At 65.4% G+C, this 25,150-nt stretch carries 17 protein-coding genes and 1 pseudogene; 9 read left to right on the plus strand and 9 right to left on the minus strand.

What is annotated here, in order from left to right; genetic code table 11:
- Positions 1–139 precede the first annotated feature (139 nt).
- Entirely contained in the window at positions 140–1,651 is a 1,512-nt protein-coding gene (locus O8I58_RS02445) for a glycosyltransferase family 39 protein (protein ID WP_298320382.1), read from the minus strand.
- A gap of 14 nt (positions 1,652–1,665) precedes the next feature.
- On the minus strand, positions 1,666–2,934 hold the full coding sequence (locus O8I58_RS02450) for an acyltransferase family protein (RefSeq protein ID WP_298320384.1): 1,269 nt from the start codon (positions 2,932–2,934) through the stop codon (positions 1,666–1,668).
- Between the two features lie 255 nt (positions 2,935–3,189).
- Between O8I58_RS02450 and O8I58_RS02455 the strand changes: the two genes are divergently transcribed.
- The 5 genes from O8I58_RS02455 to O8I58_RS02475 all read left to right on the plus strand — a co-directional run bounded on the left by O8I58_RS02455 (position 3,190) and on the right by O8I58_RS02475 (position 10,519).
- On the plus strand, positions 3,190–4,065 hold the full coding sequence (locus O8I58_RS02455) for a LytTR family DNA-binding domain-containing protein (protein WP_298320386.1): 876 nt from the start codon (positions 3,190–3,192) through the stop codon (positions 4,063–4,065).
- 92 nt (positions 4,066–4,157) lie between these two features.
- A protein-coding gene (gene prfB / locus O8I58_RS02460; RefSeq protein WP_298320388.1) for a peptide chain release factor 2 occupies positions 4,158–5,283 on the plus strand; the annotation gives its coding sequence in 2 pieces (ribosomal slippage) (positions 4,158–4,232 and positions 4,234–5,283; 1,125 coding nt in all).
- Positions 5,284–5,355: 72 nt separating this feature from the next.
- Positions 5,356–6,879, plus strand: a complete 1,524-nt coding sequence (gene lysS, locus O8I58_RS02465; RefSeq protein ID WP_298320390.1) for a lysine--tRNA ligase — start codon at positions 5,356–5,358, stop codon at positions 6,877–6,879.
- 430 nt (positions 6,880–7,309) lie between these two features.
- Entirely contained in the window at positions 7,310–8,326 is a 1,017-nt protein-coding gene (locus O8I58_RS02470; protein WP_298322673.1) for an HD-GYP domain-containing protein, read from the plus strand.
- A gap of 3 nt (positions 8,327–8,329) precedes the next feature.
- Positions 8,330–10,519 carry an ATP-binding protein gene (locus O8I58_RS02475; RefSeq protein ID WP_298320392.1) on the plus strand — a complete coding sequence of 730 codons (2,190 nt, stop codon included), beginning with the start codon at positions 8,330–8,332 and terminating at the stop codon, positions 10,517–10,519.
- A 33-nt stretch (positions 10,520–10,552) separates the two neighbouring features.
- On the opposite strand, the gene O8I58_RS02480 is transcribed toward O8I58_RS02475, so the two are convergent.
- Both O8I58_RS02480 and O8I58_RS02485 read right to left on the minus strand, forming a co-directional pair.
- Positions 10,553–11,425 (minus strand): crotonase/enoyl-CoA hydratase family protein, encoded by an 873-nt coding sequence (locus tag O8I58_RS02480; protein WP_298320394.1) that lies wholly within the window; start codon positions 11,423–11,425, stop codon positions 10,553–10,555.
- A gap of 261 nt (positions 11,426–11,686) precedes the next feature.
- Positions 11,687–13,376: pseudogene (locus O8I58_RS02485) on the minus strand (long-chain fatty acid--CoA ligase).
- Positions 13,377–13,500: 124 nt separating this feature from the next.
- Between O8I58_RS02485 and O8I58_RS02490 the strand changes: the two are divergent.
- The gene (locus O8I58_RS02490; RefSeq protein ID WP_298320396.1) at positions 13,501–13,914 is read left to right on the plus strand and encodes a nuclear transport factor 2 family protein; all 414 of its coding nucleotides are present in this window, start codon (positions 13,501–13,503) and stop codon (positions 13,912–13,914) included.
- Positions 13,915–13,971: 57 nt separating this feature from the next.
- On the opposite strand, the gene acnA is transcribed toward O8I58_RS02490, so the two are convergent.
- On the minus strand, positions 13,972–16,740 hold the full coding sequence (acnA, locus tag O8I58_RS02495; RefSeq protein WP_298320398.1) for an aconitate hydratase AcnA: 2,769 nt from the start codon (positions 16,738–16,740) through the stop codon (positions 13,972–13,974).
- Between the two features lie 204 nt (positions 16,741–16,944).
- Here acnA and O8I58_RS02500 point away from each other — a divergent pair, with 204 nt between their 5' ends.
- From O8I58_RS02500 to acnB, 3 genes are read left to right on the plus strand one after another with little or no spacing between them, the layout of a single operon-like run.
- Positions 16,945–17,163 (plus strand): AbrB/MazE/SpoVT family DNA-binding domain-containing protein, encoded by a 219-nt coding sequence (locus O8I58_RS02500; protein ID WP_298320400.1) that lies wholly within the window; start codon positions 16,945–16,947, stop codon positions 17,161–17,163.
- Between the two features lie 15 nt (positions 17,164–17,178).
- Positions 17,179–17,577, plus strand: a complete 399-nt coding sequence (locus tag O8I58_RS02505; protein WP_298320402.1) for a type II toxin-antitoxin system VapC family toxin — start codon at positions 17,179–17,181, stop codon at positions 17,575–17,577.
- 44 nt (positions 17,578–17,621) lie between these two features.
- Positions 17,622–20,210, plus strand: a complete 2,589-nt coding sequence (gene acnB / locus O8I58_RS02510; protein ID WP_298320404.1) for a bifunctional aconitate hydratase 2/2-methylisocitrate dehydratase — start codon at positions 17,622–17,624, stop codon at positions 20,208–20,210.
- Positions 20,211–20,309: 99 nt separating this feature from the next.
- Here the strand turns inward: acnB and O8I58_RS02515 are convergent, their stop codons facing one another.
- Genes O8I58_RS02515 through O8I58_RS02530 form a run of 4 tightly spaced genes read right to left on the minus strand, consistent with a single transcriptional unit; the run spans position 20,310 to position 25,127 of the window.
- Positions 20,310–22,607 carry a sensor domain-containing protein gene (locus O8I58_RS02515; protein WP_298320406.1) on the minus strand — a complete coding sequence of 766 codons (2,298 nt, stop codon included), beginning with the start codon at positions 22,605–22,607 and terminating at the stop codon, positions 20,310–20,312.
- A 2-nt stretch (positions 22,608–22,609) separates the two neighbouring features.
- A complete protein-coding gene (locus tag O8I58_RS02520) occupies positions 22,610–23,680 on the minus strand; it encodes a protein-glutamate methylesterase/protein-glutamine glutaminase (RefSeq protein WP_298320407.1) in 1,071 nt (356 codons plus the stop codon).
- Complete coding sequence (cheD, locus tag O8I58_RS02525) at positions 23,677–24,276, minus strand: chemoreceptor glutamine deamidase CheD (protein ID WP_298320408.1); 600 nt, start codon at positions 24,274–24,276, stop codon at positions 23,677–23,679. Before cheD ends, O8I58_RS02520 begins: the two co-directional genes overlap by 4 nt.
- Positions 24,273–25,127 carry a CheR family methyltransferase gene (locus O8I58_RS02530; RefSeq protein ID WP_298320410.1) on the minus strand — a complete coding sequence of 285 codons (855 nt, stop codon included), beginning with the start codon at positions 25,125–25,127 and terminating at the stop codon, positions 24,273–24,275. The genes cheD and O8I58_RS02530 overlap by 4 nt, the downstream gene beginning before the upstream one ends.
- Between the last annotated feature and the right edge of the window lie 23 nt (positions 25,128–25,150).

The following is a 25,150-nucleotide window of genomic DNA, read 5'->3' on the forward strand; positions in this document are numbered from 1 at the left end:
GGGCTTCGGCAGGACCTTGCGGTGCTTGTGGATGTGGGAGCCACTTCAGTGGCGATGAGGCATCGCCAGTGAAGCCTCATCCGGAAAAGCTCCATCGCCACTGAAGTGGCTCCCACATCCATTCCAAGCGTACGCAGGATCAGCCGAAGCGAGGTTTTGTGCCCCAGATCTGTGGCGAGATCGGCGGGATGTCGCGGCAGACGAAGATCTCGTAGCCGCGTGCGGATTCCTCGTTGTCCACGCCTTCGCGGTTGCGGAACAGGCCCTGCGAGATGCAGCGGGCGACCGAGCCGCGCTCGTCTTCGGCCGTGTTGCCCAGTTCGATGATCACGCGTGGCGGCGGCTCGCCAGGGCCGCGATACCAGGCGCTGTTGGTCCGGCTGATCACCGGCGGCAGCCCCAGTGCCGGGCCATAGAGGCTCATCGCGCCGACCTCGCCGTAGTTGTTGGCCAGGATCACCGTCCGAGCGCGCTCGTCCGCCGGCAACGCGCGATAGATGCGCGCGACGCGTTCAGCGAGTTCACGCCACCCGATCTGTTCGGCGAAGGTGTCGTGGAGTCCGCGCGAGAAGCGCCAGACGGACGAGTTGACAGGTGCAACCGGCAGCGTCCCCAGCGCACCCAGCAACAGGCCAAGCACCAGCAGCAAGGCCACCGTGGCGCGCAACAGCCGCGCACGCAGCAGCGAGACATGCGACAGCCACTGCTCGATCGCCACGCAGCCTGCGGCCAGCAGCATGGGGTACCCCGGCGCCATGTAGTAGCCACGCCCACGGGTGAGCGTGAACAACGCCAAGGGCACCAGGTATAGCCACGCCAGCACCCGATAGGGCCGCATGCTCCTGGCGAAGGCGACGAAAGCCAGCCCGGCCAGCCAGATCGGAAGTGTGAAGACGCTGGCACTGGCGTACAGCTGCTCAGGGAGGAACATCGTCGTCCGCCCCTGGTTGATATCGCGCGCGTGGATGTGGGCGACGAAATCCAGGTAGATGAAATCATGGCGGACCTGCCAGGCCAGGTTCGGCAGGAACAGCACGAACGCCACGCCCACGCCCAGCCATGGCCAGCGTGTTCCCAGTTGGGGCCGCAGCGGTCCGGCCAACACCCCGACGCCCAGGCCGATTGCCCATAGCACGATGGTGTAGCGCGTCATCAGGCCCAGGCCGAAGACCACGCCCAGCAGCAGCCAGTAGCGCAGATCGGCGCCATTGGCCAAGCGCAGGATCAGCCACGCCGCCGCAACGCCCCATAGCAGGTCCAGTCCGCTGTACATCAACATGCTGCTCATTAGCAGGCTGAAGGGCATGCACGCGGTGGCAACCGCCGCGGCCACCTGGGCAAGGCGGCGGCCGCCCAACTCCCGTGCGATCAGTCCAGAAAGCACCATCACCGCGCATTGCGCGATGGCGGCGGCGACGCGGAAGCCGCTCAGTGAAGACCCGAACACCGCCAGTTCCAGATGAGCCAGGAACGGCACCAGCGGTGGATACGGCACATAGCCCCAGTCCAGGTGCCTCGCGTCATCGAGCACCTGCAGTTCGTCGCGGTGGAATCCATAATGACCGTTCAAGCAGATGTGCAGTGCCAGACGCAGCAGGGCAAGCAGGATGAGGATCGGGAGCGCGCTGCGCGGCCGGGCATGGGGGGGCATGAGGTGGATCGAGGTCATAGCGATGGCTCTTGGGAGGGGGCAGCGGACGGTCGAAGCGTGCACTCGGGTCGTGACTCATCCCGAGAGGGGATCATGTCCAGCCGCCGGTGCCGTCGAGCGGCAGCGGCTGACTGGCGTGGACGGGCCCTGGCCTTCAGTCCAAACAGCGGCCGCAGCCACCTGACACGCCGGATCAGGCGCTCATGCAACAACAGACAGCCAGCCACGGTGCCGACGATCAGCAGGGCTGGTTCCAGAACGGGGCCCAGGTGTTGTGGCACAAGCCAATAGGCCAGCGCGACGATCAGGGTCTGGTGGAGGATGTACCAGGGGAAGACGGCCTCGATGCAGTAGGGTAGCCAGCGGAAGGGTCGGTCCAGCCATCGACGGGCCCAGCCGAAGATGGCCAGCAGCGCCATCCAGGTGTAAGTCACGCGGGCCATGCGCTCGACCCCGTACCAAGGTACGTGCATCACCCAGGCCGGCATCGGCTCGTGCGGCGGATACCGTCCCAGCCAGCGCAGCGCCAGCTCGATCATGATCGCCATGCCTGCGATCCGCAGGGTCCGCCAGCGCAGGCGTTCAACCCATGACCAGAACCAAGGGCTTGCTGACAGCAGGTAACCCAGCAGGAACAGTGGCAGCGATTCGGCATGCACCGTCCAGTCGCCGGACAGGACGTGGGTTTCCGGATAGCGCGGTGCCAGCACCAGGCGCACCCACGCCAGCCAGGCAATCGGCACGAAGGTCAGCAGCCAGGCGGTCGTACGCGGCGAACGGGGTCGCAGCAGCCCGTCGCTCAGCCGCCGCAGCAATGGCATGAGCACGATCAGCAGCATCGTATACAGCCAAAGGTAAGCCACGTACCACAGGTGCGCCCAGGTCAAGCCGCCCACGCCGGGGTCCAGCTGCCAGTAGCGCGCCATAAAGTCCCACATTCCAGGCGGCAGGTGCCCGTCTGCGCGGCCCTGGCAATACACCTGGAACGCGGCGACCACGAAAATGCCGAACCACAGTGGAACCTGCAGCCGCCAGGTGCGCAGCGCGGCAAAGCGCCAGCGGCGCTGTTCCACCTTCGCCAGCCCGATGGCGACGCCGGAAATCATGAACAGCAGCGGCATCCGCCAGCGGTTCATCGCGATCATCGGCCACTGCAGCCATTCGGTGATGTAACTGCTCTTGAAGTAGGTCCACTCGGCCACGTAGACCATGCCGCAGTGATAGAGGATGAGCAGCGCGAAGGCGATGACCCGCAGGGCATCGATGTCGTGGCGACGTGGCATGGTCGGTTCTGGCAAAGGGACGGTGGCCAACCTGCGGTGCGCTCACCCGATGCGCGAGCGCCAAGTGACTGATCGGCCGAAGGATGTGACCAACCGTGGGCGGGCAGGGACGAATGGGGGCGACAGCGTGCGGGCCTCGCAGTCGGTATCGCGCGTGGATGCGCAGCTAGCAGCACACTGCAGGCACCGCCTTCGCCTGCGGTGCATGACCGAGGCCACATGCCGCATGCCGTTCGCGCTGGCTACCATCGGCGGATGTCCAATCCTCCCATCGAAGCTGTCGCGCCTGCCCTGAATCCACGCCGCCGGCGCTGGAGCGAGTGGTTGTTCTGGGGAGTCTCCTTGCTGGTGTCCACGATCGGCAATGCGTTGACCGCGCTGATGGATGCCAGGCGCAACGGCCACGACTTGCACCTGTGGGAGCCGATGACCTGGGAGCTCACCAGCAACGGGATAGTGCTGGTCACCCTGCCTCTGCTGCTGTGGGCCTGTGAACGCTGGCCGCTGCATGCCGATACCTGGCGCCGGCGCCTGCCGCTGTACCTGGCGAGCAGCCTGGCTTGGTCCATCGTGCACGTTAGCAGCATGTTCTGGCTGCGCGAGTGGGTGTACTGGCTGCGCGGCTTCCACTACCACGATGATGCTTCGCTGCTGACGCGCTACACCTACGAATACCTCAAGGACGCGCGGACATTCTTCCTGATCGTGACCCTGGCCCACTTCGTGGATTGGTTCGACAGGCGGCGCAAGGGCGAGGCGCTCCTGCTGGCTGCGCCCGACGAAGGCCCCGCCGTCGAATCGATCGAACGCCCGGAGCGGTTCCTGATCCGCAAGCTGGGCCGCGACTTCCTGGTTGCTACGGCCGATGTCGAATGGGTCCAGGCCTCGGGCAACTACGTCAACCTGCGCGTGCGCGGTCACGACTACCCGCTGCGCAGCACCCTGGCCGGGCTGGAGGCGCGGCTGGACCCCCAGCGATTCGTCCGCGTGCATCGCAGCTACCTGGTGAACCTGTCGCAGGTGGCGTCGATCGAACCGCTGGACAGCGGTGATGCCCGCGTTCACCTGCACGACGGCACCGCCGTGCCGTGCAGCCGCAGCTATCGGGCCGCGTTGCGCGAACTGGCCTGAGCGCCGGCGGCGCTGGTGCCCCGGAGCGGCGATCCGGGCTGGACCGGGCAGACTTGCTAGAATTGCGCTCTTGCCTTCAATTGCCGCAACCCATGATCGAACTCAATCCCGTCCGCCACCGCATCGCCGAACTCACCGGACGGCTGGCGTCGCTTAGGGGGTTTCTTTGACTACGACGCCAAGCGTGAGCGTCTGGAAGAAGTCGAGCGCGAGCTCGAAAACCCCGATGTCTGGAACGACTCCGAGCGCGCCCAGGCGCTAGGTCGCGAGCGTTCGCTGCTCGACAAGACCGTCAACGGCATCCGCGACCTGACCGAAAGCCTGGTCGGCGCCGGCGAGCTGCTGGAACTGGCCGAGATGGAAAGCGACGAGGACACCGCGCTGGCGGTGGTTGCCGACGTGGACCGCATCGCGGTGAGCGTGGACAAGCTGGAATTTCAGCGCATGTTCTCCGGCGAGATGGACAACACCAACGCCTTCGTCGACATCCAGGCGGGTGCCGGCGGCACCGAGGCCCAGGACTGGGCCGAAATCCTGCTGCGCATGTACCTACGCTGGGCCGAATCGCGCGGTTGGAAGACCGAGCTGATGGAAGTCTCCGGCGGCGAAGTGGCGGGCATCAAGTCGGCCACCGTGCGCGTGGAGGGCGAGTACGCCTACGGCTGGCTCAAGACCGAGATCGGCGTGCACCGGCTGGTGCGCAAGTCGCCGTTCGATTCTGACAACCGCCGCCATACCAGCTTCACCTCGGTGTTCGTCTCGCCGGAGGTGGACGACAACATCGAGATCGACATCAATCCGGCCGACCTGCGTACCGACGTGTATCGCTCGTCCGGCGCCGGCGGCCAGCACGTCAACAAGACCGAGTCGGCGGTGCGTATCACCCACATCCCGACCAACACGGTCGTGGCCTGCCAGACCGGCCGCAGCCAGCACCAGAACCGCGACAACGCGATGAAGATGCTGGCCGCCAAGCTCTACGAGCTGGAAATCCAGAAGCGCAATGCCGAGAAGAACGCGCTGGAAGCCACCAAGTCCGACATCGGTTGGGGCAGCCAGATCCGCAACTACGTGCTGGACCAGTCCCGCATCAAGGATCTGCGCACCGGCATCGAGCGTTCCGATACGCAGAAGGTGCTGGACGGCGACCTGGACGAGTTCGTCGAGGCCAGCCTGAAATCCGGCCTGGAAGCCGGCGCCAAACGCATCGACGCCTGAGCCAGCGCGCCTGGATTCCGGGTGCGCATTTTGAATATCCACTCCCATAGACAAGAACATCCCCACATCGCCATGACCGAACAGCCCGCCGCGCCGCAGCCTCCCGTCGACGAGAACAGCCTCATCGCCGAGCGTCGCGGAAAACTCAATGTGCTGCGCGGGCAGGGCATCGCCTACCCGAACGACTTTCGTCGTGACGTAGTCGCAGGTGACCTGCAGGTCGAATTCGCCGACGCGGAGACCTTTACCGCCGAAGTGCTCGAAGGCCTGGACCGCCACGTCAAAATGGCCGGCCGCCTGATGGCCAAGCGGGTGATGGGCAAGGCCAGCTTCGCCCAGATCCAGGACGAGTCCGGTCGCATCCAGCTGTTCCTGCAGGGCAACGTGCTGGGCGACGCCTATACCGCGTTCAAGGGTTGGGACGTAGGCGACATCATCGCCGTCGAAGGCGGTCTGACCCGGACCAAGACCGGCGAGCTGTCGGTCAAGGCCACGGCCATTCGCCTGTTGACCAAGTCGCTGCGCCCGCTGCCGGACAAGTGGCATGGCCTGAGCGATGTGGAGCAGCGTTACCGCCAGCGTTACGTTGACCTGATCGTGACGCCGGAGGCGCGCGAGGTCTTCATCAAGCGCTCCAAGATCATCCGCGCCATCCGCGCCTGGCTGGACGCGCGCCGCTTCCTGGAAGTGGAAACGCCGATGATGCATTACATCCCCGGCGGCGCCACGGCCAAGCCGTTCACCACCCACCACAACGCGCTGGACCTGGATCTGTACCTGCGCGTGGCGCCCGAGTTGTACCTCAAGCGCCTGGTCGTGGGCGGCCTGGAGCGCGTGTACGAGATCAATCGCAACTTCCGCAACGAAGGCGTGTCCACCCGACACAACCCGGAATTCACCATGCTGGAGTTGTACGAGGCCTACGCCACGTACCACGAGATCATGGACCTGACCGAAAACGTGATCCGCGACGCGGCGCTGTCGGTGCTGGGCACCACCCAGGCGCGTTGGGACGGTGCCGACATCGACCTGGCCCCGGCGTTTCGCCGCTGGCGCATGGATGAAGCGGTGCGTCATTACAACCCGGAAATTTCCGCCACCGACTGCACCGACCGCGCTGCGCTGCTGGCCCATTGCGAGCGCCTGAAGATCCGGGTCAAGCCGTCCTACGGCTGGGGCAAGCTGCTGCTGGAGATCTTCGAGGCCACGGTCGAACACACCCTGGTCCAGCCGACCTTCATCACCGACCACCCGGTCGAAGTCTCGCCGCTGGCCCGCGCCAGCGACACCGAGGCCGGCTACACCGACCGCTTCGAGCTGTTCATCAACGGCAAGGAGATCGCCAATGGCTTCTCCGAGCTCAACGACCCGGAAGACCAGGCCGCGCGTTTCCGCGCCCAGGTCGAAGCCAAGGACGGGGGCGACGACGAAGCCATGCATTTCGACGCCGACTACATCCGCGCCCTGGAATACGGCATGGCCCCGACTGGTGGCCTGGGTATCGGCATCGACCGCCTGGTGATGCTGCTGACCGGGGTCGACTCGATCCGCGACGTCCTGCTGTTCCCGTACATGCGCCCCGAAGCGCAGGGTTGAAAAGTGACGTATGGGGGCAACAGCCGCCCCCTTTCCCGCATGGCAGGGGCTGGCGCGGGGCTGGATAGTCCAGCGTGACCGAAGGAGGCCGGCGGCCGGATCCATCCGTTTTCATGCGGTTTGCGTATGGATTGACAGGCGATCCGGCGGCCTGGTGCAGGCCGTCGGCATGGTGAGCATAGGTGGCATGTTTCGTGCTTGACATTCCGGCGTACCGTGGGAGGGCCGTCGTTGTCCAGGTCGCCATCCCCGGTGTTTCCCTTATAGTCCCCGTGCAGCCTCGCTTTCCCCCGAGAGGTAGCGTCATATGCTTACGCCCAGCCGCGTTTTCACCGCGGTCTCCTCACCAACGGACCAGCAGCACTGGCCCAATGGTGCAGGTAGCGAATTGAACATCGTCATCGTCGACGATCAGGCGTCAGCGCGCACGATGCTGCGCCACGTGATCGAGGACATCGCCACGGAGCTGGCCGTTCATGACTTTGGCGATCCCCAGGTGGCCCTGGACTGGTGCAGCAACAACCGCACCGACCTGCTGCTGCTGGATTACCGCATGCCGGGCATGGATGGGCTGGAATTCGCCCGTCGTTTCCGCCGCCTGCCGATGCACCGCGACATTCCCGTGATCCTGATCACCGTGGTTGGCGACGAGCCGATCCGCCAGGCCGCGCTGGAGGCGGGCGTCATCGATTTCCTGGTCAAGCCGGTGCGTCCGCGCGAACTGCGCGCCCGTTGCCGCAACCTGCTGCAGCTTCGCCAGCAGTCCGAGAACATCAAGCAGCGTGCGCTGTCGCTGGAGCAGCGCCTGCTGTCCAGCATGCATGAGGTGGAAGAGCGCGAGCGCGAGACGCTCTCGCGCCTGGCCCGGGCCATCGAATACCGCGACAGTGGCACCAGTGCGTTCCTGGAGCGCATGTCGCGCATCGCCGCGCTGGTGGCCGAACAACTGGGCATGAGCGAAGAAGACGTGCGTGCCATCGAGCTGGCTGCGCCGCTACACGACATGGGCAAGATCGCCATTCCCGACGCGGTGCTGATGAAGCCGGGCCCCCTGGACGAAGACGAGTTGGCGATCATGCGTCGCCATCCCAGGATCGGCCACGAACTGCTCAGCGGCAGCCAGAACCGCTTGATCCAGATCGGCGCGATCATCGCGCTGCGCCACCACGAGCGCTTCGACGGCAGCGGCTACCCCGACGGCCTGCGTGGCGAACAGATTCCGATCGAAGCCCGCATCGTCGCGGTCGCCGACGTGTTCGATGCGCTGATTTCGGCCCGTCCCTACAAGCCGGCCTGGACCCGCGATGCTGCGCTGGCCTATCTGTATGCACAGCGCGGCCGCCTGTTCGATCCGGTCTGCGTCGATGCGTTGTTCAGTGGCCGCGAGCGGCTGGACACCATCTGCGAACGTTATTCCACGTTACAGGCCCGGCCGGGACTGGAGTAGACCATGGGCGCGATGCTGGCCAGGATCAGTGAACGGTTGGCGCTGCGCCAGGACAGCGAGCACGGCCAGGCCCTGATCCGCATCCTGATCTTCAGCGGCGTCATCGTTTACCTGCTGGCCTGTGCAGCCGCCAGGATCCTGGAACCCCAGGTCTACGTTGAGTCGCTGGTCATGAGCCTGATGGGCGTGGCTAGCGGTGCGATCATTTTCCTCTGGATCCTCAGCCAGCCGGGGCGTTCGGACATCCGCCGCGCGGCCGGCATGCTGACCGATTACGGCCTGATGTGTTCGGCCATGGCCATGAAAGGCGAACCGCTGGCCTGGCTGTACGTGCTGGTCATGTGGGTCACCATCGGCAACGGCCTGCGCTTCGGCAGTCGCTATCTGATCGCCGCCATCGCCATGGGCTGTGCCGGTTTCGGCGCGGTCATCGTGACCAACGATTTCTGGCTGGACAACATGAGCCTGTCGCTCGGCTTGTGGGTCGGGCTGATCGCGATCCCGCTCTACCTGTCGGGCCTGCTCAGGAAACTGACCAGCGCCACGGCCGAGGCGCGGCGCGCGAACGAGGCCAAGAGTCGCTTCCTGGCCAACATGAGCCACGAGTTCCGCACACCGCTCAACGGCTTGTCGGGCATGTCGGACCTGTTGAGCACGACCCAGCTGGATACCGAGCAGCGCGAGTGCCTGGCCACCATCCAGGCGTCGACCCGCAGCATGCTGGCCCTGGTCGAGGACGTGCTGGACATCTCGGCCATCGAGGCCGGCAAGCTGCGCCTGGATGAAACCGAATTCTCGCCGCGCGAGCTGGTGCAGCATGTCGGTTTCATCATGCAACCGCAGGCGCGGACCAGGCACCTGGACTACGTGGTCGATATCGCCCCCGACGTCCCGCACAAACTGCTCGGCGATGCGCGGCATCTGCGCCAGATCCTCATCAACCTGGTCGGCAACGCAGTCAAGTTCACCGAGCGTGGCGGCGTGCGGATCCATGTTTCGATGGAGCAGGGCGCCGACCTCGCCTCGTCCATGCTGACCTTCACCGTGATCGACACCGGCATTGGCATCCCGGCGCGGCTGCAGGCGCGCTTGTTCGATGCGTTCGAACAGGCCGACGTCAGCCTGGGGCGCCGCTACGGGGGGACTGGCCTGGGGACGACCATCGCGCGTGGCCTGGTCGAAGCCATGGGCGGCACCATCGGCTTCGAAAGCCAGATGGGACTGGGCAGCACGTTCTGGGTCAAGCTGCCTTTCAAGGCAGTCGAGGGCAGCCCGGCCGCCACCGCACGCGGTCCGTCCATCCTGGAGGCGGTGGAAGATATCCCGGAAAACGTCATCGCTTTTTCCGATCCGTTCCTGCGCCATCGGGCCCGGGTTCGCAGCATGCAGATCCTGGTGGCCGACGACCACGAGGCCAATCGCATGGTCGTCCAGCGCCTGCTGCAGAAGGCCGGGCACCGGATCACCTGTGTTGGTGGCGGTGAAGAAGTGCTCGATGCGCTGGAAGTGTCTGACTACGACGCGGTGATCATCGACCTGCACATGCCCGGCGTCAGCGGCCTCGACCTGCTCAAGCAGCTCCGCGTGATGCAGGCGGGGGGCAGCCCGGATACGCCGGTGATCGTGCTCAGTGCCGACGTCACGCCCGAATCCATCAGTCGCTGTGAACAGGCCGGTGCCCGTGCGTTCATGGCCAAGCCGGTCGTGGCCGTGCGGCTACTGGACGTGCTGGCTGAAATCGCGGGCAACGCCAGGTTCGCCGCGCCCATGCGCCAGCAGCTGGAACGGCCAACGGTGCAGATCCCGCATGACGAGATCCTGGATCCGGGTGTGCTCGATGAACTCGGCGCATTGGGCATGGGGGAGGCGTTCGAGCGCGAGTTCATCAGCCAGTGCCTGTCCGATGCCGAACGCTGCATCACCGCCATGGCCGATGCGATGGAACACCGTCAGCCAGACAGCATCCGTGACCATGCGCATGCCTTGAAGGGTGTGTCGAGCAACCTTGGCCTGAGCCGACTGGCCGCATGTAGTGGCGAGTTGATGCGGTTGAGCGACTGGCAGGCATCGCAGGAATGGCGGACGCGTCTGGCGGTCATCAAGGCCGAGCTCGCACACGCGCGCACGGCCCTGGAGATCCGGGACAGGAACAAACTGCAGCAGGCACGCGAGAGCCGTAACGAATCGCTCTGACCCAGCCGCGATTCGCGCGGGCTCTTCTGGCCCTCAGGCGGCGCGCGCGGCGGAGCGGCGCTCCTGGGCGCGCACGATCCGCTCCATCATCCGCAATGACTTGTCGCCCAGCGCCAGTGCGGTGTCGACCCAGACTTCGGTGATGTCCATCAGCTCGTCGTAGCTCACGCGTTGGCTGATGTTGCGCACCTGGTTCATCGCAAGATGGGCGTGCGGGGCCCGCTGCTGCTGGCGGACCAGGTCCTGCACGGCTGCGACGCCCTGACCCTTGCCGACCAGGATGTCGACCACGCCCATGCGGTACATGTCCTCGCTCTTGTACATCACCCCGTCCAACACCAGCTTTTCGGCCAGTTGTGGTGACACGCGCTTGCACAGGAACGAGTAGGCGCCCATGCCGGGGAACAGGCCGAACAGCACCTCCGGCAGGCCCATTTCGACACCTTCCTCGGCGACGATGGTGTGGCAGGCCAGCGCCATTTCCAGGCCGCCGCCCAATGCATCGCCCTGCAGCAGGGCGATGGTGCGGACGTCACCACCCAGCCCGGTCTGCAGGATGTTGACCCCATCGACGCAGCGACGTGCGTACTGCAGCAGGTGCTCGCGATCGCGACTGCGGATCAGTCGGCCAAACAGCTCCAGATCGCCGCCCAGGTTGAACGCGGAGCCTTCCGATGCAAGCACGAAGTGGCGCAGGCGTCCTGCCTGGCGCTCGTGCGCGCTGCTGGACGTGATGGAGGACGTGAAACCCCACATTTCCTCGAGCAACTCGGGACGGAAGCACGGACGGGCCCCTGCCGGCGCGTCGTGGTGCATGTAGAGCCAGTGGCAATTGTTGTCGGGCGAGGACTCGGTGCGGATGGTGTTGAAATCGCGCGCGCGGTGAAGCTTTTCGATGGTGTTCATTGGGGCGGTCCTTGGGGGTATCGAAGGGAGGCGCTACGCCGGGGGTCGTCGCGTAGCCGATCCTACACCTGAACCAAGGAGCGAAATCTTCAAAAAAAACGCCATAAGTCAATGACTTATGGCGCTTCTTCTGATTCCGCTTTTGTTGTGACGTACGTCACACAAGATGGATCCACTTCTCGTCACCTGTTCCTTCGCCCGGCATGATTCCCCGGTTTGAACGGAACGCCCGCGCATCGCCGGGGGTAGGGCGAGTCCGGCTCAGTGCGCGGTTTTTTCCTGTTGGCGCAGATCCTTGCGCAGGATCTTGCCGACATTGGTCTTGGGGAGTTCGGTGCGGAATTCCACGTGGCGCGGCTGCTTGTAGCCGGTCAGGTTCTCGCGGCAGAAGGCCTTGACCTGCTCGACGGTCAGGTTGGGGTCCTTGCGCACGATGAAGATCTTCACTGTTTCGCCCGACCGTTCGTCCGGCACGCCGATCGCCGCGACTTCCAGCACGCCGGGCATGCCTGCGACCACGTCCTCGACCTCGTTCGGATACACGTTGAAGCCGGACACCAGGATCATGTCCTTCTTGCGGTCGACGATGTAGAAGAAACCCTTCTCGTCCATGCGCGCCATGTCGCCGGTGTGCAGCCAGCCATCGGCATCCATCACCTTGGCGGTCTCGTCGGGACGGTTCCAGTAGCCCTTCATCACCTGCGGGCCCTTGATGCACAGTTCGCCGACCGCATCGCCACCAGCCTGCACGAGGTTGCCGTCGTCATCCTTCAGGCAGCAGTCGGTGGACGGCACGGGCAGGCCGATCGAGCCGTTGTAGCTGGCCAGGTCGATCGGGTTGATGCAGGCTGCCGGTGAGGTCTCGGTCAGGCCGTAGGCTTCGACCAGGGTGACGCCGGTGACCTGCTGCCAGCGGTCTGCCACTGCGCGCTGCACGGCCATGCCGCCACCCAGGGTCAGGTGCACGCGGCTGAAATCGATCTTGTCGAAGTCGGGTGTGTTGAGCAGGCCGTTGAACAGCGTATTGACGCCGGTGATGGCGGTGAACGGCGCCTTGGAAAGCTCCTTGACGAAGCCCTTCATGTCGCGCGGATTGGTCACCAGGTGGTTGAGGCCGCCGAAGCTTCATGAAGACCAGGCAGTTCGCCGTCAACGCGAAGATGTGGTACAGCGGCAGCGCGGTGATGATGTATTCCTCGCCTGGACGCGCCTTGACGCCGATCCAGGTGGAGGCCTGCTGCATGTTGGCCACCAGGTTGCGGTGGGTCAGCATGGCGCCCTTGGCTACGCCGGTGGTGCCGCCGGTGTACTGCAGGAAGGCGATGTCCTCGGGCCGGATGTCCAGCTTCGGCAGCGGCTTGCCCTTGCCCAGGGCAAGCGCGTCGCGGAAACGCACCGCGCCGTTGATCTCGTAGTCCGGCACCATCTTCTTGAGATAGCGCAGCACGAAGTTGACCACCGGACCCTTCGGGAAGCCGAGCATGTCGCCCAGCGCCGTGGTGATGACGTGCTTGACCTGCGAGCCGGCCAGCGCCTCGGCCGCGGTGTCGCCGAAGTTGTCGATCACGATCAGTGCCGCGGCGCCGGAATCCTCCAGCTGGTGGTGCAGTTCGCGGGCGGTATAGAGCGGGTTGACGTTCACCACGGTCAGCCCGGCGCGCAGGATGCCGAAGATCGAGATCGGGTACTGCAGGCAGTTGGGCATCATCACCGCGACGCGGTCGCCGCGCTTGAGCTTGAGCTCATGCAGCAGGTAGCTGGCCATCTGCTGGCTCAGCACGTCGATCTGCGCGTAGGTGAGGACCTTCCCGAAGTTGGAGAACGCCGGGCGCTCGCGGAATTTCTCGATGGCCGTTTCCAGCACGGAGGCGACCGAGCGGAATTCCTCGACGTCGATTTCGCGCGGGATGCCGTTGGGATAGCTGGCAAACCATGGCCGGTCTTGCGTCATCTTGTCTGCCCCTCCCAGGGTGCTAAGGTCGGGCGCCGCCGGTGGATCCGGCGTCCCCCTGAAAAATGTGGCGATGAGCATACCGGCAGGAAGCACAAACCGGAATCTTTCAATACGTGTCCGCATGGTGCTGTTGGCCGGGTTGTCACTGTTGACGCTGGCCGCCTGCAGCCGGCCAGCCCCCGAGGCCCGCCTGCGTGCCGATATTTCGGCCATGCAGGCGGCGATCCAGGACCGCCAGCCTGGCGAGGTGATGGACCGGGTGGCCGATGACTTTTCCGGCGATGGCGGCATGGATCGAGAGGCACTGCACAACCTGCTGCGCGTGCAGTTCCTGGCCAATGCCGACATTGGAGCGACGATCGGCCCGTTGGACGTGACGTTGCGGGGCGATCACGCCACGGTGCGCTTCAGCGCGCTGCTGACCGGTGGCAGCGGGCGCTGGGTTCCTGACCAGGCAGGCGGCTACCAGGTCATCACTGGCTGGCGCCTGGAAGAGGGGGACTGGAAGCTCTACACCGCGCAATGGTCGCGCTGAACTGAAACGACGAGGCCCCGCACGCGCGGGGCCTTGTTCAAGGCAATGACAATCGTGTCAGGCTGCTTTTTTCGCAGCCAGCTGGCGCAGCACGTAATGCAGCAGGCCGCCGTGGCGGAAGTACTCCACTTCCTTGGGCGTCAGCAGCAGTACGCGGACTTCGAACTTCACCTCGCTGCCGTCGGCCTTCTTCGCAACGACCTGTGCGGTCTTGGAGTCGCCATCCTTGAGCCCTGTGACGTCGACGACTTCCGAACCGTCCAGGCCAAGCGACTGCGCGTTCTGCCCATCCTTGAACTGCAGCGGGAGGACGCCCATGCCGACCAGGTTGGAGCGATGGATGCGTTCGAAGCTCTCGGCAATAACCGCCTTGATGCCGAGCAGGTTGGTGCCCTTGGCCGCCCAGTCGCGGGACGAACCCGTGCCGTATTCCTTGCCGGCCAACACCACCAGCGGCACGCCATCGGCCTTGTACTTCACCGCCGCGTCGTAGATGGCCAGCTTCTCCGGCTCGCCGCCGGCCTTGGGGTAGTACAGCGCATTGCCGCCTTCCTCGCCGCCGAACACCAGATTCTTGATCCGGATGTTGGCGAAGGTGCCGCGCACCATCACGTCATCATTGCCGCGACGGCTGCCGTAACTATTGAAGTCCGCCGGCTGCACGCCGCGCGCCTGCAGGAAACGGCCCGCCGGCGAGTCCTTCTTGATGTTGCCGGCGGGCGAGATGTGGTCGGTGGTGATCGAGTCGCCGAACACACCCATCACCCGTGCGCCATGCACGTCGTCGATGGTGCCCGAGGTTGCCGACATGCCGTCGAAGTAGGGCGGGTTCTTGATGTAGGTCGAGTCGCCGTCCCAGGCGTACAGGCTGCCGTCGGGTGATTCGATGCTGTTCCAGCGGCTGTCGCCCTTGAACACGTCGGCATAGTTCTTCTTGAACATCTCCGGGCCGATGGTCCTGGCGATGAAGTCGCCGATTTCCTTGTTGGTCGGCCAGATGTCCTTGAGGAAGACCGGCTGGCCATCGCTGCCGGTGCCCAGCGGCTGGCTGGTCAGGTCGATGTCGGTGGTGCCGGCGATGGCATAGGCGACCACCAGCGGCGGCGAGGCCAGGTAGTTCATCTTCACTTCCGGATGCACGCGGCCTTCGAAGTTGCGGTTGCCCGACAGCACCGAGCTCACCACCAGGTCGCCCTTGGCGATCGCGGCCGACACGTCGTCAGGCAGTGGCCCGGAGTTGCCGATGCAGGTGGTGCAGCCGTAGCCGACCAGGTAGAAGCCGAGCTTCTCCAGGTCATCCATGACGCCGGCTTTCTTCAGGTAGTCGGTGACCACCAGCGAGCCCGGGCCAAGCGAGGTCTTCACCCACGGCGCGGCCTTGAGGCCCTTGGCCACGGCATTGCGCGCCAGCAGGCCGGCGCCGAGCATCACCGCCGGGTTGGAGGTGTTGGTGCAGGAGGTGATCGCGGCGATGACCACCGCGCCATCCTTCAACTGCCAGCCGGCGCCGCTGTCGGTAGTGGACTCGGTCTGCGATTCCCTGGCGCCGACCGCGGTGCCGCCGCCGCCCTCGTTGGCCAGGCGGTCTTCCTGCCTGCTGTCGCTCTTGCGCTTGTTGTCGCGGGCTTCGGCGAAGGGCACCAGGCTGTCGCGGTAGTTCTTCTGCATGTCACTGAGCAGCACGCGGTCCTGCGGGCGCTTGGGGCCGGCCAACGAGGGCTTCACTTCACCCATGTCCAGGCTCAGGGTGGTGCTGTACTCGGCGTGCGGGCTGGATGCGTCGTGCCACAGGCCCTGGGCCTTGGCATAGGCCTCGACCAGGGCGATGTGGTCTTCGCTGCGGCCGGACAGGCGCAGGTAATTCAGCGATTCCTGGTCCACCGGGAAGATGCCGCAGGTGGCGCCGTATTCCGGGGCCATGTTGCCGATGGTGGCGCGGTCGGCCAACGGCAGGTGCTGCAGGCCCTCGCCGAAGAACTCGACGAACTTGCCGACCACGCCCAGCTTGCGCAGCATCTGGGTGACGGTCAGGACCAGGTCGGTCGCGGTCGCGCCTTCGGGCAGCTTGCCGGTGAGTTCGAAGCCGACCACCTGGGGGATCAGCATCGATGAGGGCTGGCCGAGCATCGCGGCCTCGGCCTCGATCCCGCCCACGCCCCAGCCCAGCACGCCGATGCCATTGATCATGGTGGTGTGCGAGTCGGTGCCGAACACCGTATCGGGATACGCGTAGTGCACGCCGTCCTTGTCCGCGGTCATCACCACGCGGGCCAAGTTCTCCAGGTTGACCTGGTGGACGATGCCGGTGCTGGGCGGCACCACCTTGAAGTTGTCGAACGCCTTCTGGCCCCAGCGCAGGAAGCCATAGCGCTCCTTGTTGCGCTGGAACTCGATCTTGCCGTTGAGGTCCAGCGCGTCGGGCTTGCCGAACACGTCGACCTGCACCGAGTGGTCGATCACCAACTCGGACGGGATCTGCGGATTGATCTGGTCGGCATCGCCGCCCAGCTTGACCACCGCATCGCGCATGGCGGCCAGGTCGACCACGCACGGCACGCCGGTGAAGTCCTGCAGCACCACGCGGGCCGGCATGAAGGCGATCTCGGTGTCCGGTTCGGCCTTCGGATTCCAGGTGGCCACGGCGGTGATGTGCTCGGGGGTGACGCTGACGCCGTCTTCGCCGCGCAGCAGGTTCTCCAGCAGGATCTTCATGGAGTAGGGCAGTCGCGCGATGTCGTACTGCTTGCCCAGCACCGGCAGGCTGAAATAGGTATAGGACGTACCCGCGACTTGCAGCTGACTGCGGGTCTTGAAGGAATCACTCATGCTCAGGCTCCTGTTGACTTGCCTCGTGGCCTGGATCGGGCGCGGGGCTGGCTGTTCGATGACCACCTAATGCTGTTCAGTATCGGCGCTCCGGCGTGACAAGTGGGTGTCTGCCGAGGGCTTCCGCCGGCCCGGTGGTCTGGTCCGGCTAACAGTATGGAACTCCAAGTATGTATAATCTGTGCATACTTCAAGGGGCATTCCATGGAAGCCACCGTGGCCGAACGCGGCCAGATCACCCTCCCCAAGGCCGTGCGCGACGCGCTGGGCCTGACCAAGGGCACGCTGCTGAAGGTTGAACTCGACGGCAGCCGCATCGTGCTGCGCAAGAGTGTCGACGACGCCATTTCCAAAGCGCGCGGACGCTTTGCGCTGGATGGGCTGGAAGCGCCCAAGGCCGCGCGCGAGCCGTCCAAGCCGTAAACCAGAGCGCGCGACGTGATTGCCATCGATTCCCCCGTGCTGGTCGACCTGCTGGCCGACGGTCCCCAGGCCGACGCTGCCGAAGCCTGCCTGCGGCAATGCCTGGCCAACGGCCGCGTGGTCGTCTGCGACGTCACCCTGGCCGAAGTCTGTGGCGCGCTGCGCAATGGCGCCGAGGCATTGGGCGTGCTGGAAGAGATGGGCATCCATTTCAACGCGCTGGAAGCCAAGTCCGCACTGCGCGCCGGTGAAATGCAACGACGCTATCGCCAGCGTGGCGGTGGCCCGCAGACCCTGCCGGATTTCTTGGTCGGGGCGCATGCGCTGCTGCAATGCGATGCGCTGATCACCTACAGCCAGCCGTTCTATCGCGATTACTTCAAAGGCCTGCGCCTGATCGTGCCGCAGGTCTGAGTTCCACACCCCTCATTTTTGTACGTACTCATCGGGAGTTGACCATGTTGGAAGCCTATCGCCACCACGTTGCCGAGCGCGCCGCGCTGGGCATCCCGCCGCTGCCGCTGACCGCGCAGCAGACCGCCGAGGTCATCGAACTGCTGAAAAACCCGCCGGCTGGCGAGGCCGAGTTCCTGGTCGACCTGATCACCAGCCGCGTGCCGGCCGGCGTGGACGATGCCGCCAAGGTCAAGGCCAGCTACCTGGCCGCCATCGCCTTCGGCACCGAGCAGAACGCGCTGATCAGCCGCGCGCGCGCCACCGAGCTGCTGGGCACCATGTTGGGCGGCTACAACGTGCACCCGCTGGTCGAGCTGCTGGATGACGCTAGCGTCGGCGCGATCGCCGCCGAAGGCCTCAAGCACACCTTGCTGATCTTCGACGCCTTCCACGACGTCAAAGAAAAGGCCGACGCCGGCAATGCCAACGCCAAGTCCGTGTTGCAGAGCTGGGCCGACGCCGAATGGTTCACCAGCAAGCCGGAAGTGCCGCAGAGCATCACCTTCACCGTGTTCAAGGTGCCCGGCGAAACCAATACCGACGACCTGTCGCCTGCGCCTGACGCGACTACGCGCCCGGACATCCCGATGCACGCGCTGGCCATGCTGAAGAACAAGCGCGACGGCGCCGACTTCGTGCCTGAAGAAGACGGCAAGCGCGGCCCGATCAAGTTCCTCCAGGACCTCGTGGCCCGCGGCCTGCCGGTGGCCTACGTCGGCGACGTGGTCGGCACCGGTTCGTCGCGCAAGTCGGCGACCAACAGCGTGCTGTGGTTCACCGGCGAGGACATCCCGTTCATCCCGAACAAGCGCTTCGGCGGCATCTGCCTGGGCACGAAGATCGCGCCGATCTTCTACAACACCATGGAAGACGCCGGTTCGCTGCCGATCGAGCTGAATGTCGATCAGATGAACATGGGCGATACCGTCGAGCTGCGCCCCTATGAAGGCAAGGCGCTCAAGGACGGCCAGGTCATCGCCGAGTTCAAGGTCAAGTCCGATGTGCTGTTCGACGAAGTGCGCGCCGGTGGCCGCATCCCGCTGATCGTCGGCCGTGGCCTGACCGCCAAGGCGCGCGAAGCGCTGGGCCTGCCGGTGACCGACCTGTTCCGCCTGCCGCAGCAGCCGGCCGATACCGGCAAGGGCTACTCGCTGGCGCAGAAGATGGTCGGCCGTGCGATCGGCCTGCCGGAAGGCCAGGGCGTGCGTCCGGGTACTTATTGCGAGCCGAAGATGACCTCGGTCGGTTCGCAGGACACCACCGGCCCGATGACCCGCGACGAGCTGAAGGACCTGGCCTGCCTGGGTTTCTCGGCCGACCTGGTGATGCAGTCGTTCTGCCACACCGCGGCGTACCCGAAGCCGGTGGATGTCAAGACCCACCACACCCTGCCGGAGTTCATCTCCACCCGCGGCGGCATCTCGCTGCGTCCGGGCGACGGCGTGATCCACAGCTGGCTCAACCGCATGCTGTTGCCCGACACCGTCGGCACCGGCGGCGACTCGCACACCCGTTTCCCGGTGGGCATCTCGTTCCCGGCAGGTTCCGGCCTGGTCGCGTTCGCCGCAGCCACCGGCGTGATGCCGCTGGACATGCCGGAGAGCGTGCTGGTGCGCTTCAAGGGCAAGCTGCAGCCGGGCGTGACCCTGCGTGACCTGGTCAACGCGATCCCGCTGTACGCGATCAAGGCCGGTCTGCTGACCGTGGCCAAGCAGGGCAAGAAGAACATCTTCTCCGGCCGCATCCTGGAAATCGAAGGTCTGCCGGACCTGAAGGTCGAACAGGCATTCGAGCTGTCCGATGCCTCGGCCGAGCGTTCGGCCGCCGGTTGCACCGTGCACCTCAACAAGGAGCCGATCATCGAGTACATCAACAGCAACATCACGCTGTTGAGCTGGATGATCGAGCAGGGCTACCAGGACCCGCGTTCGATCCAGCGCCGCATCGACAAGATGAAGGAATGGCTGGCCGACCCGCAGCTGCTCAAGGGCGATGCCGATGCCGAGTACGCCGCGGTCATCGACATCGACCTGGCCGACGTGCACGAACCGATCCTGGCCTGCCCGAACGACCCGGACGACGTGAAGACCCTGTCTGAAGTGGCCGGCGCGACCATCGATGAAGTGTTCATCGGTTCGTGCATGACCAACATCGGCCACTTCCGTGCCGCGTCCAAGCTGCTGGAAGGCAAGCGCGACATCCCGACCAAGCTGTGGGTCGCGCCGCCGACCAAGATGGACGCCGCCGAGCTGACCAAGGAAGGCCACTACGGCACCTTCGGCGCGGCCGGTGCGCGCATGGAAATGCCGGGCTGCTCGCTGTGCATGGGCAACCAGGCGCAGGTGAAGGAAGGCGCGACGGTGTTCTCCACTTCGACCCGCAACTTCCCGAATCGTCTTGGCCGCAACTCGAATGTGTACCTGGGTTCGGCCGAGCTGGCCGCGATCTGTTCGCGCCTGGGTCGCATCCCGACCAAGGCCGAGTACATGGAAGGCGTGGGCGTGCTGGATGCCTCCAGCGCGGACATCTATCGCTACATGAACTTCGACCAGATCGAGGACTACAAGACTGGCGAGAAGACTGCCGCCTGATCGGTCGCAGGTCGCACGCAAAAAGCCCGGCAAATCGCCGGGCTTTTTGTTGGGCCGATCCACAACCGGCATCGCTGGGTCGTTGCTGGTGCTGGCCGCTTACGCGCGCCTGCTTTCGATCCACAGCTCCAGTGTGTCGGCGGGTAACGGCCTGGAAAACAGGAAGCCCTGCAGCACCTCGCAGCCCAGTCCCGCCAGCAGCTTGCACTGGCCCTGGGTTTCGACGCCTTCGGCCACCACGCGCTTGCCGAGGCTTTCGCCAATGCGCAGGATCGAGTTGGTCAGGGTGCGTGCCGCCGCACTGCGTTCCAGGTCACGGATGAAACTCATGTCCAGCTTGAGTTCGTCGATGGGAAGCCGGTGCAGGTGGCTGAGGCTGGAGTAACCAGTCCCGAAGTCGTCCAGCGACAGCGAGATGCCCGCGGCCTGGATCGATTCGAGGTTGCCGAGCACGGTGGACTGCGGCGACAGCATGACGCTCTCGGTCATTTCCAGGACCAGGTCGCTGGGTGACAGCTGGTGCTCGGTCAACAATGCCTGCAGCTGCGCGGGCAGGTCGGGATCTTCGAAGTTGATCGCCGAGAGGTTGATCGAGATCTTGGGGACCTGGACGCCGCGGGCGCGCCAGTCGCCCATTTGCCGGCATGCGCGCGACAGGACCCAGCGGCCCAGTTCGCCGATCAATCCGCATTCCTCGGCCATGGGAATGAAGCGCCCGGGCGAAATCGAGCCGAGCTGGGGATGGGTCCAGCGCAACAGCGCTTCGACACCCAACAAGGAGTGCGGCGAGGTGCTGGCCAGCTGGGGCTGGTAGTGCAGTTCCAGCTGGTCGCGGCGCAGCGCATCACGGAGCGCGGCTTCCAGCGCCAGGCGCTCCTGCGCCAGGCGATTCATTTCGGCACTGAAGAAGCAGAAATTCCCGCCACCGCTGTCCTTGGTGCGGTGCATCGCCAGGTCCGCATGGCGGATCAGCGTATCGATGTCATGGCCGTCGCCGGGAAACATGGCCACGCCGATGCTGGCGCTGGGCTGCACGGCGACCCGGCCGACGATGGCCTGTTGGGCGATCGCGCCGAGCAGGCGTTCGGCCATGCCTGCTGCCTGTTCGGCGGCACATTCGGGAAGCGCCACGACAAACTCGTTGCCAGCCTGGCGCCCGACCAGGTCATTGGCATTGAGCGTCTGTCCGATCCGCTTGGCCACATCCCGCAGCAGGCCGTCCCCGGCGGCGTGGCCCTGGGTCTCGTTGACCCGCTTGAAACGATCCAGGTCGATGAACAGCACCGCCATGGACTGGCGGCGCAGTTCGGCGTTCACCATCAGCTGTTCGGCGCGGGCACTGAACATCATGCGGTTGGGCAGGCCGGTCAAGGCATCGTAGAACGCCAGCTTGTGGATCCGGTTGCGGGTCTGGTCGCGCTGCAGGGCGAGCGAGCACAGGTGCAGGCAGATTTCGGCGAGCCTGATGTGCCAGGGGTCCGGCGCGCGCGGCTGGCGGTAGTAGAACGCGAATGTGCCCAGCACGTTGCCGCCGTTGGATTTGATCGGACTGGACCAGCAGGCATGCAGTCCGTATGTCTCGGCCACGAACCGGAAGTCCTTGAACAGCGGATCGGTCCTGGTGTCATGGACAATCACCGTCTGCCCTTGCCAGGCGGCCGTTCCGCAGGCGCCGGCACCGGGTCCGGCCTTGAGGCCTTCGATGTAGTGGCTGTACTCGGGCGGCAGGCTCGGCGCGGCCTGGACATGCAGGCATCCGGCGCCGTCCAGCGTGATCATGGAAGCCAGCAGGGAGGGGGCGATGCGCTCCAGCTCCCTGCAGATCATGTCCATGACATCCGCCAGTGGCTCGTCCCGCATCAGCGCGGTGAGCGCATCCTTGTGCAGGACCTCGTGCATCTTGGCCTGCGTGATTTCGGTCAGCGTCGAGACGCAGTACGCCACCGCGCCATCCTCTCCGCGGATGGGGTTGAAGACCACCGACACCCACAGCGGGGTCCCATCCTTGCGATACAGCAGCAGTTCGGACTGGGTGGGCTTGAGTCCATCGGCATGCAGGCGCAGCCGGTCGACCTCGTCCCGGTTGGAGTGCGATTGCGCCAGCACCTCGGATGGCCGTTTGCCGACCACGTCCTGTTCGGCATAGCCGAACATGCGCGTGAAGCCGGCGTTGGCATAGCGGATTTCCGACGTCGCGGCAGTCACCAGGATCGCGCAGTCGGTGTTGTCCGCGGCCAGGGTCAGGGCCGCGGCGCGCAGCGCATCGTCGGGCCGGTCGTAGCGTGGCGGAGGCGGGGCCTGTGCGGTTTCCGGCATGGCCAGGGGCATGTCCTGGCCATCGTCACCCGGACCATCCGGCCCGCCGTTGCCCGCAACCACTGGAGCGCGGGGCAGCATGGCTAGTGGCCCTGGCCGGACAAGGTGAGCAGGCGTTGTGCGATACGGTCCAAAGGTAAGACCTCCTGTACGGCACCCAGCTTGCAGGCGGCGCCTGGCATGCCCCACACCACGCTGGTGTGCTCATCCTGCACTAAAGTCGCCGCGCCTGCCTCCTTCATATCAAGCAGGCCGCGGGCGCCGTCATCGCCCATCCCGGTCAGGAGGGCGCCGACCGCGTTGCCGCCCGCATTCTGGGCCACCGAACGAAACAGCACATCCACCGCCGGCTTGTGCCGGTTGACCGGGTCCGTGTCGTCCAGCCTGCAGCGCCAGCGGGCGCCATCGCGGATGACGCGCAGGTGCTGGCCGCCGCGGGGCAGGTAGGCATGGCCCGGGAGAATCGCCTCGCCGTCGCTGGCTTCGCGCACCGACATGGCCGAATGGCGATCCAGGCGTTCGGCGAAGGCGGCACTGAAGCTGGCCGGCAGGTGCTGGGTCAGGACCACGGCCGGGGCGTCGGCCGGCATGCCTTCCAGCACCACGCGCAGGGCTTCGGTCCCGCCGGCCGAGGCACCGATGGCGATCAGCCGGTCGGTGGTCCGGAAGCGCGGCGCAGGCCCGGGCGTGGGCGCGACCGGTTCCAGGCCATGTCGGGTGACCGGGCGGGCGAGCGGACGGACCCTGACCTGGGCGGCCGCCTTGACCTTGCCGATGATTTCATCGGCATAGGCCTGCAGGCTGCGTGCGACATCGAGCCTGGGCTTGGAGACGAAGTCGATGGCGCCCAGTGCCAATGCCTGGAAGGTGGTATCGGCGCCGCGTTCGGTCAGCGAGGAGATCATCACCACCGGCGTGGGGCGCAGGCGCATCAGGTTGGCCAGGAAGGCCAGCCCATCCATGCGCGGCATCTCGACATCCAGGGTGATCACGTCGGGATTGAACTGCTTGATCTTCTCGCGCGCGATCAGTGGATCGGCGGCCGTGCCCACGACCTCGATGCCGGCATCCCGGTCCAGGATTTCGGCCAGGATCTGCCGGACCACCGCCGAGTCGTCGACGATCAGGACCCGGACCGGGGGCTGGATCTTCACTCGAACAGCTCCACGCCACCGGTGACCGGCGCCCTGGACAGGCGCGCACGTACGGCCGATTCGGCCGCCACCAGTTCCGCCTCGTGTGCGTGTGGAAGCTTCTGGACGACGACCCTCCCGGTCGAGGGGAAGAACCAGATCTTGCGTGGGTGGATGCCGCACAGGTCCTCGGCCAGGATCGGGATGTGTTCGGCCAGAAGGTACTGGCGGACGAACTCGGCGTTGCGCGTGCCGACGGGATTGCTGGTGAAGCCCTTGAGCACGTTGGCGCCGCCAAAGACCTTGGCTTCCAGGCGCTTGCGGTGGGCGCCGCGCTTGAGCAGGTCGTTGATCAACAGTTCCATGGCATAGCTGCCGTAGCGTGCAGGTGCGCCATCGCCGATCTGTCCTTCCGGCAGCAGGAAGTGGTTCATGCCACCGATCTTGAGCAGCGGGTCGCGGATGCATGCGGCGACGCAGGAGCCGAGCGTGGTGGTCAACGCGGTGTCGTCATCGACGCTCAGGTACTGGGTGGGAAGCAGTTTGGCGGCGATGGTCTGGAAGCGCGCATCGTGGTAGCGCATGACGTCATCGGCCTTCAGCGCCGCGTTGCTCATCGTGCTGCTCCACCCTGGCGGACAGGACGGTACAGGGTCCGTCCGCACGGCTGGATCAGGTCGGCCGCATGCAGGTAGTTTTCCGAATGGCCGGTGTAGAGCAGGCCATCATCGCCCAGGTGGGCCACCAGCCGCGACAGGATCGCCCGTTGGGTGGGTTTGTCGAAATAGATCATCACGTTGCGGCAAAACAGCGAGACATACGGTCCATCCACTGCGTAGCGCGGGGCCAGCAGGTTGAGCGGACGGAACTCGATCAACTGCCGCAGCTGCGGGACCACCCGGCATTTGCCTTCGTTCGGACCGGCGCCCCGGTGGAAATACTTGCGCTTCATCGCCTCGTCCAGCGAGGCGATGCGCTCCATGGGATAGACGCCGCGCGATGCGGTTTCCAGTACCTGCGTGTCGACATCGGTGGCCAGGATCCTGACCGGCGGGGTCAGCGTCCCGAAGGTCTCGCAGGCGGTGATCGCAAGGGAGTAGGGCTCTTCCCCGGTGGAGGCGGCGCACGACCACAGCTTCAGCGTGCCCTGGCCGGTGCGGCGCTGCAGGTCTTCCCTGAGCTTTTCGAAATGGTGGGGCTCGCGGAAGAACGAGGTCAGGTTGGTGGTCAGTGCGTTGGTGAAGGCCTGCCATTCCTGTTCGTCATTGCCTGCTTCCAGTTGGTCCAGGTAGTCCTTGAACGCACGCAGTCCCAGGCTGCGAAGGCGGCGCGACAGTCGTCCATAGACCATGTCGCGCTTGGCTGGCACCAGGGCGATGCCGGCGCGCTGGTAGATCAGGTCGCAGACCCGGCGAAAGTCGCGATCGGCGAATTCAAATTCGCGCGACTCCGACGGGGTGGGGGACATTGCAGCCATGGATAAGTGCCGGA

It is taken from the genome of Pseudoxanthomonas sp. (assembly GCF_027498035.1).
Taxonomy (GTDB): domain Bacteria; phylum Pseudomonadota; class Gammaproteobacteria; order Xanthomonadales; family Xanthomonadaceae; genus Pseudoxanthomonas_A.

Excerpts from the sequence above, each read along its gene's own strand:
- O8I58_RS02475 (WP_298320392.1), top strand. The coding sequence starts at position 8,330 with ATGGGCGCGATGCTGGCCAGGATCAGTGAACGGTTGGCGCTGCGCCAG.
- O8I58_RS02490 (WP_298320396.1), top strand. The coding sequence starts at position 13,501 with ATGGTGCTGTTGGCCGGGTTGTCACTGTTGACGCTGGCCGCCTGCAGC.
- O8I58_RS02450 (WP_298320384.1), bottom strand. The coding sequence starts at position 2,934 with ATGCCACGTCGCCACGACATCGATGCCCTGCGGGTCATCGCCTTCGCG.
- acnA (WP_298320398.1), bottom strand. The coding sequence starts at position 16,740 with ATGAGTGATTCCTTCAAGACCCGCAGTCAGCTGCAAGTCGCGGGTACG.
- O8I58_RS02470 (WP_298322673.1), top strand. The coding sequence starts at position 7,310 with ATGCTGCGCCACGTGATCGAGGACATCGCCACGGAGCTGGCCGTTCAT.
- cheD (WP_298320408.1), bottom strand. The coding sequence starts at position 24,276 with ATGAGCAACGCGGCGCTGAAGGCCGATGACGTCATGCGCTACCACGAT.
- O8I58_RS02480 (WP_298320394.1), bottom strand. The coding sequence starts at position 11,425 with ATGAACACCATCGAAAAGCTTCACCGCGCGCGCGATTTCAACACCATC.
- O8I58_RS02515 (WP_298320406.1), bottom strand. The coding sequence starts at position 22,607 with ATGCTGCCCCGCGCTCCAGTGGTTGCGGGCAACGGCGGGCCGGATGGT.
- lysS (WP_298320390.1), top strand. The coding sequence starts at position 5,356 with ATGACCGAACAGCCCGCCGCGCCGCAGCCTCCCGTCGACGAGAACAGC.
- O8I58_RS02455 (WP_298320386.1), top strand. The coding sequence starts at position 3,190 with ATGTCCAATCCTCCCATCGAAGCTGTCGCGCCTGCCCTGAATCCACGC.
- acnB (WP_298320404.1), top strand. The coding sequence starts at position 17,622 with ATGTTGGAAGCCTATCGCCACCACGTTGCCGAGCGCGCCGCGCTGGGC.
- O8I58_RS02445 (WP_298320382.1), bottom strand. The coding sequence starts at position 1,651 with ATGCCCCCCCATGCCCGGCCGCGCAGCGCGCTCCCGATCCTCATCCTG.
- O8I58_RS02530 (WP_298320410.1), bottom strand. The coding sequence starts at position 25,127 with ATGTCCCCCACCCCGTCGGAGTCGCGCGAATTTGAATTCGCCGATCGC.
- O8I58_RS02500 (WP_298320400.1), top strand. The coding sequence starts at position 16,945 with ATGGAAGCCACCGTGGCCGAACGCGGCCAGATCACCCTCCCCAAGGCC.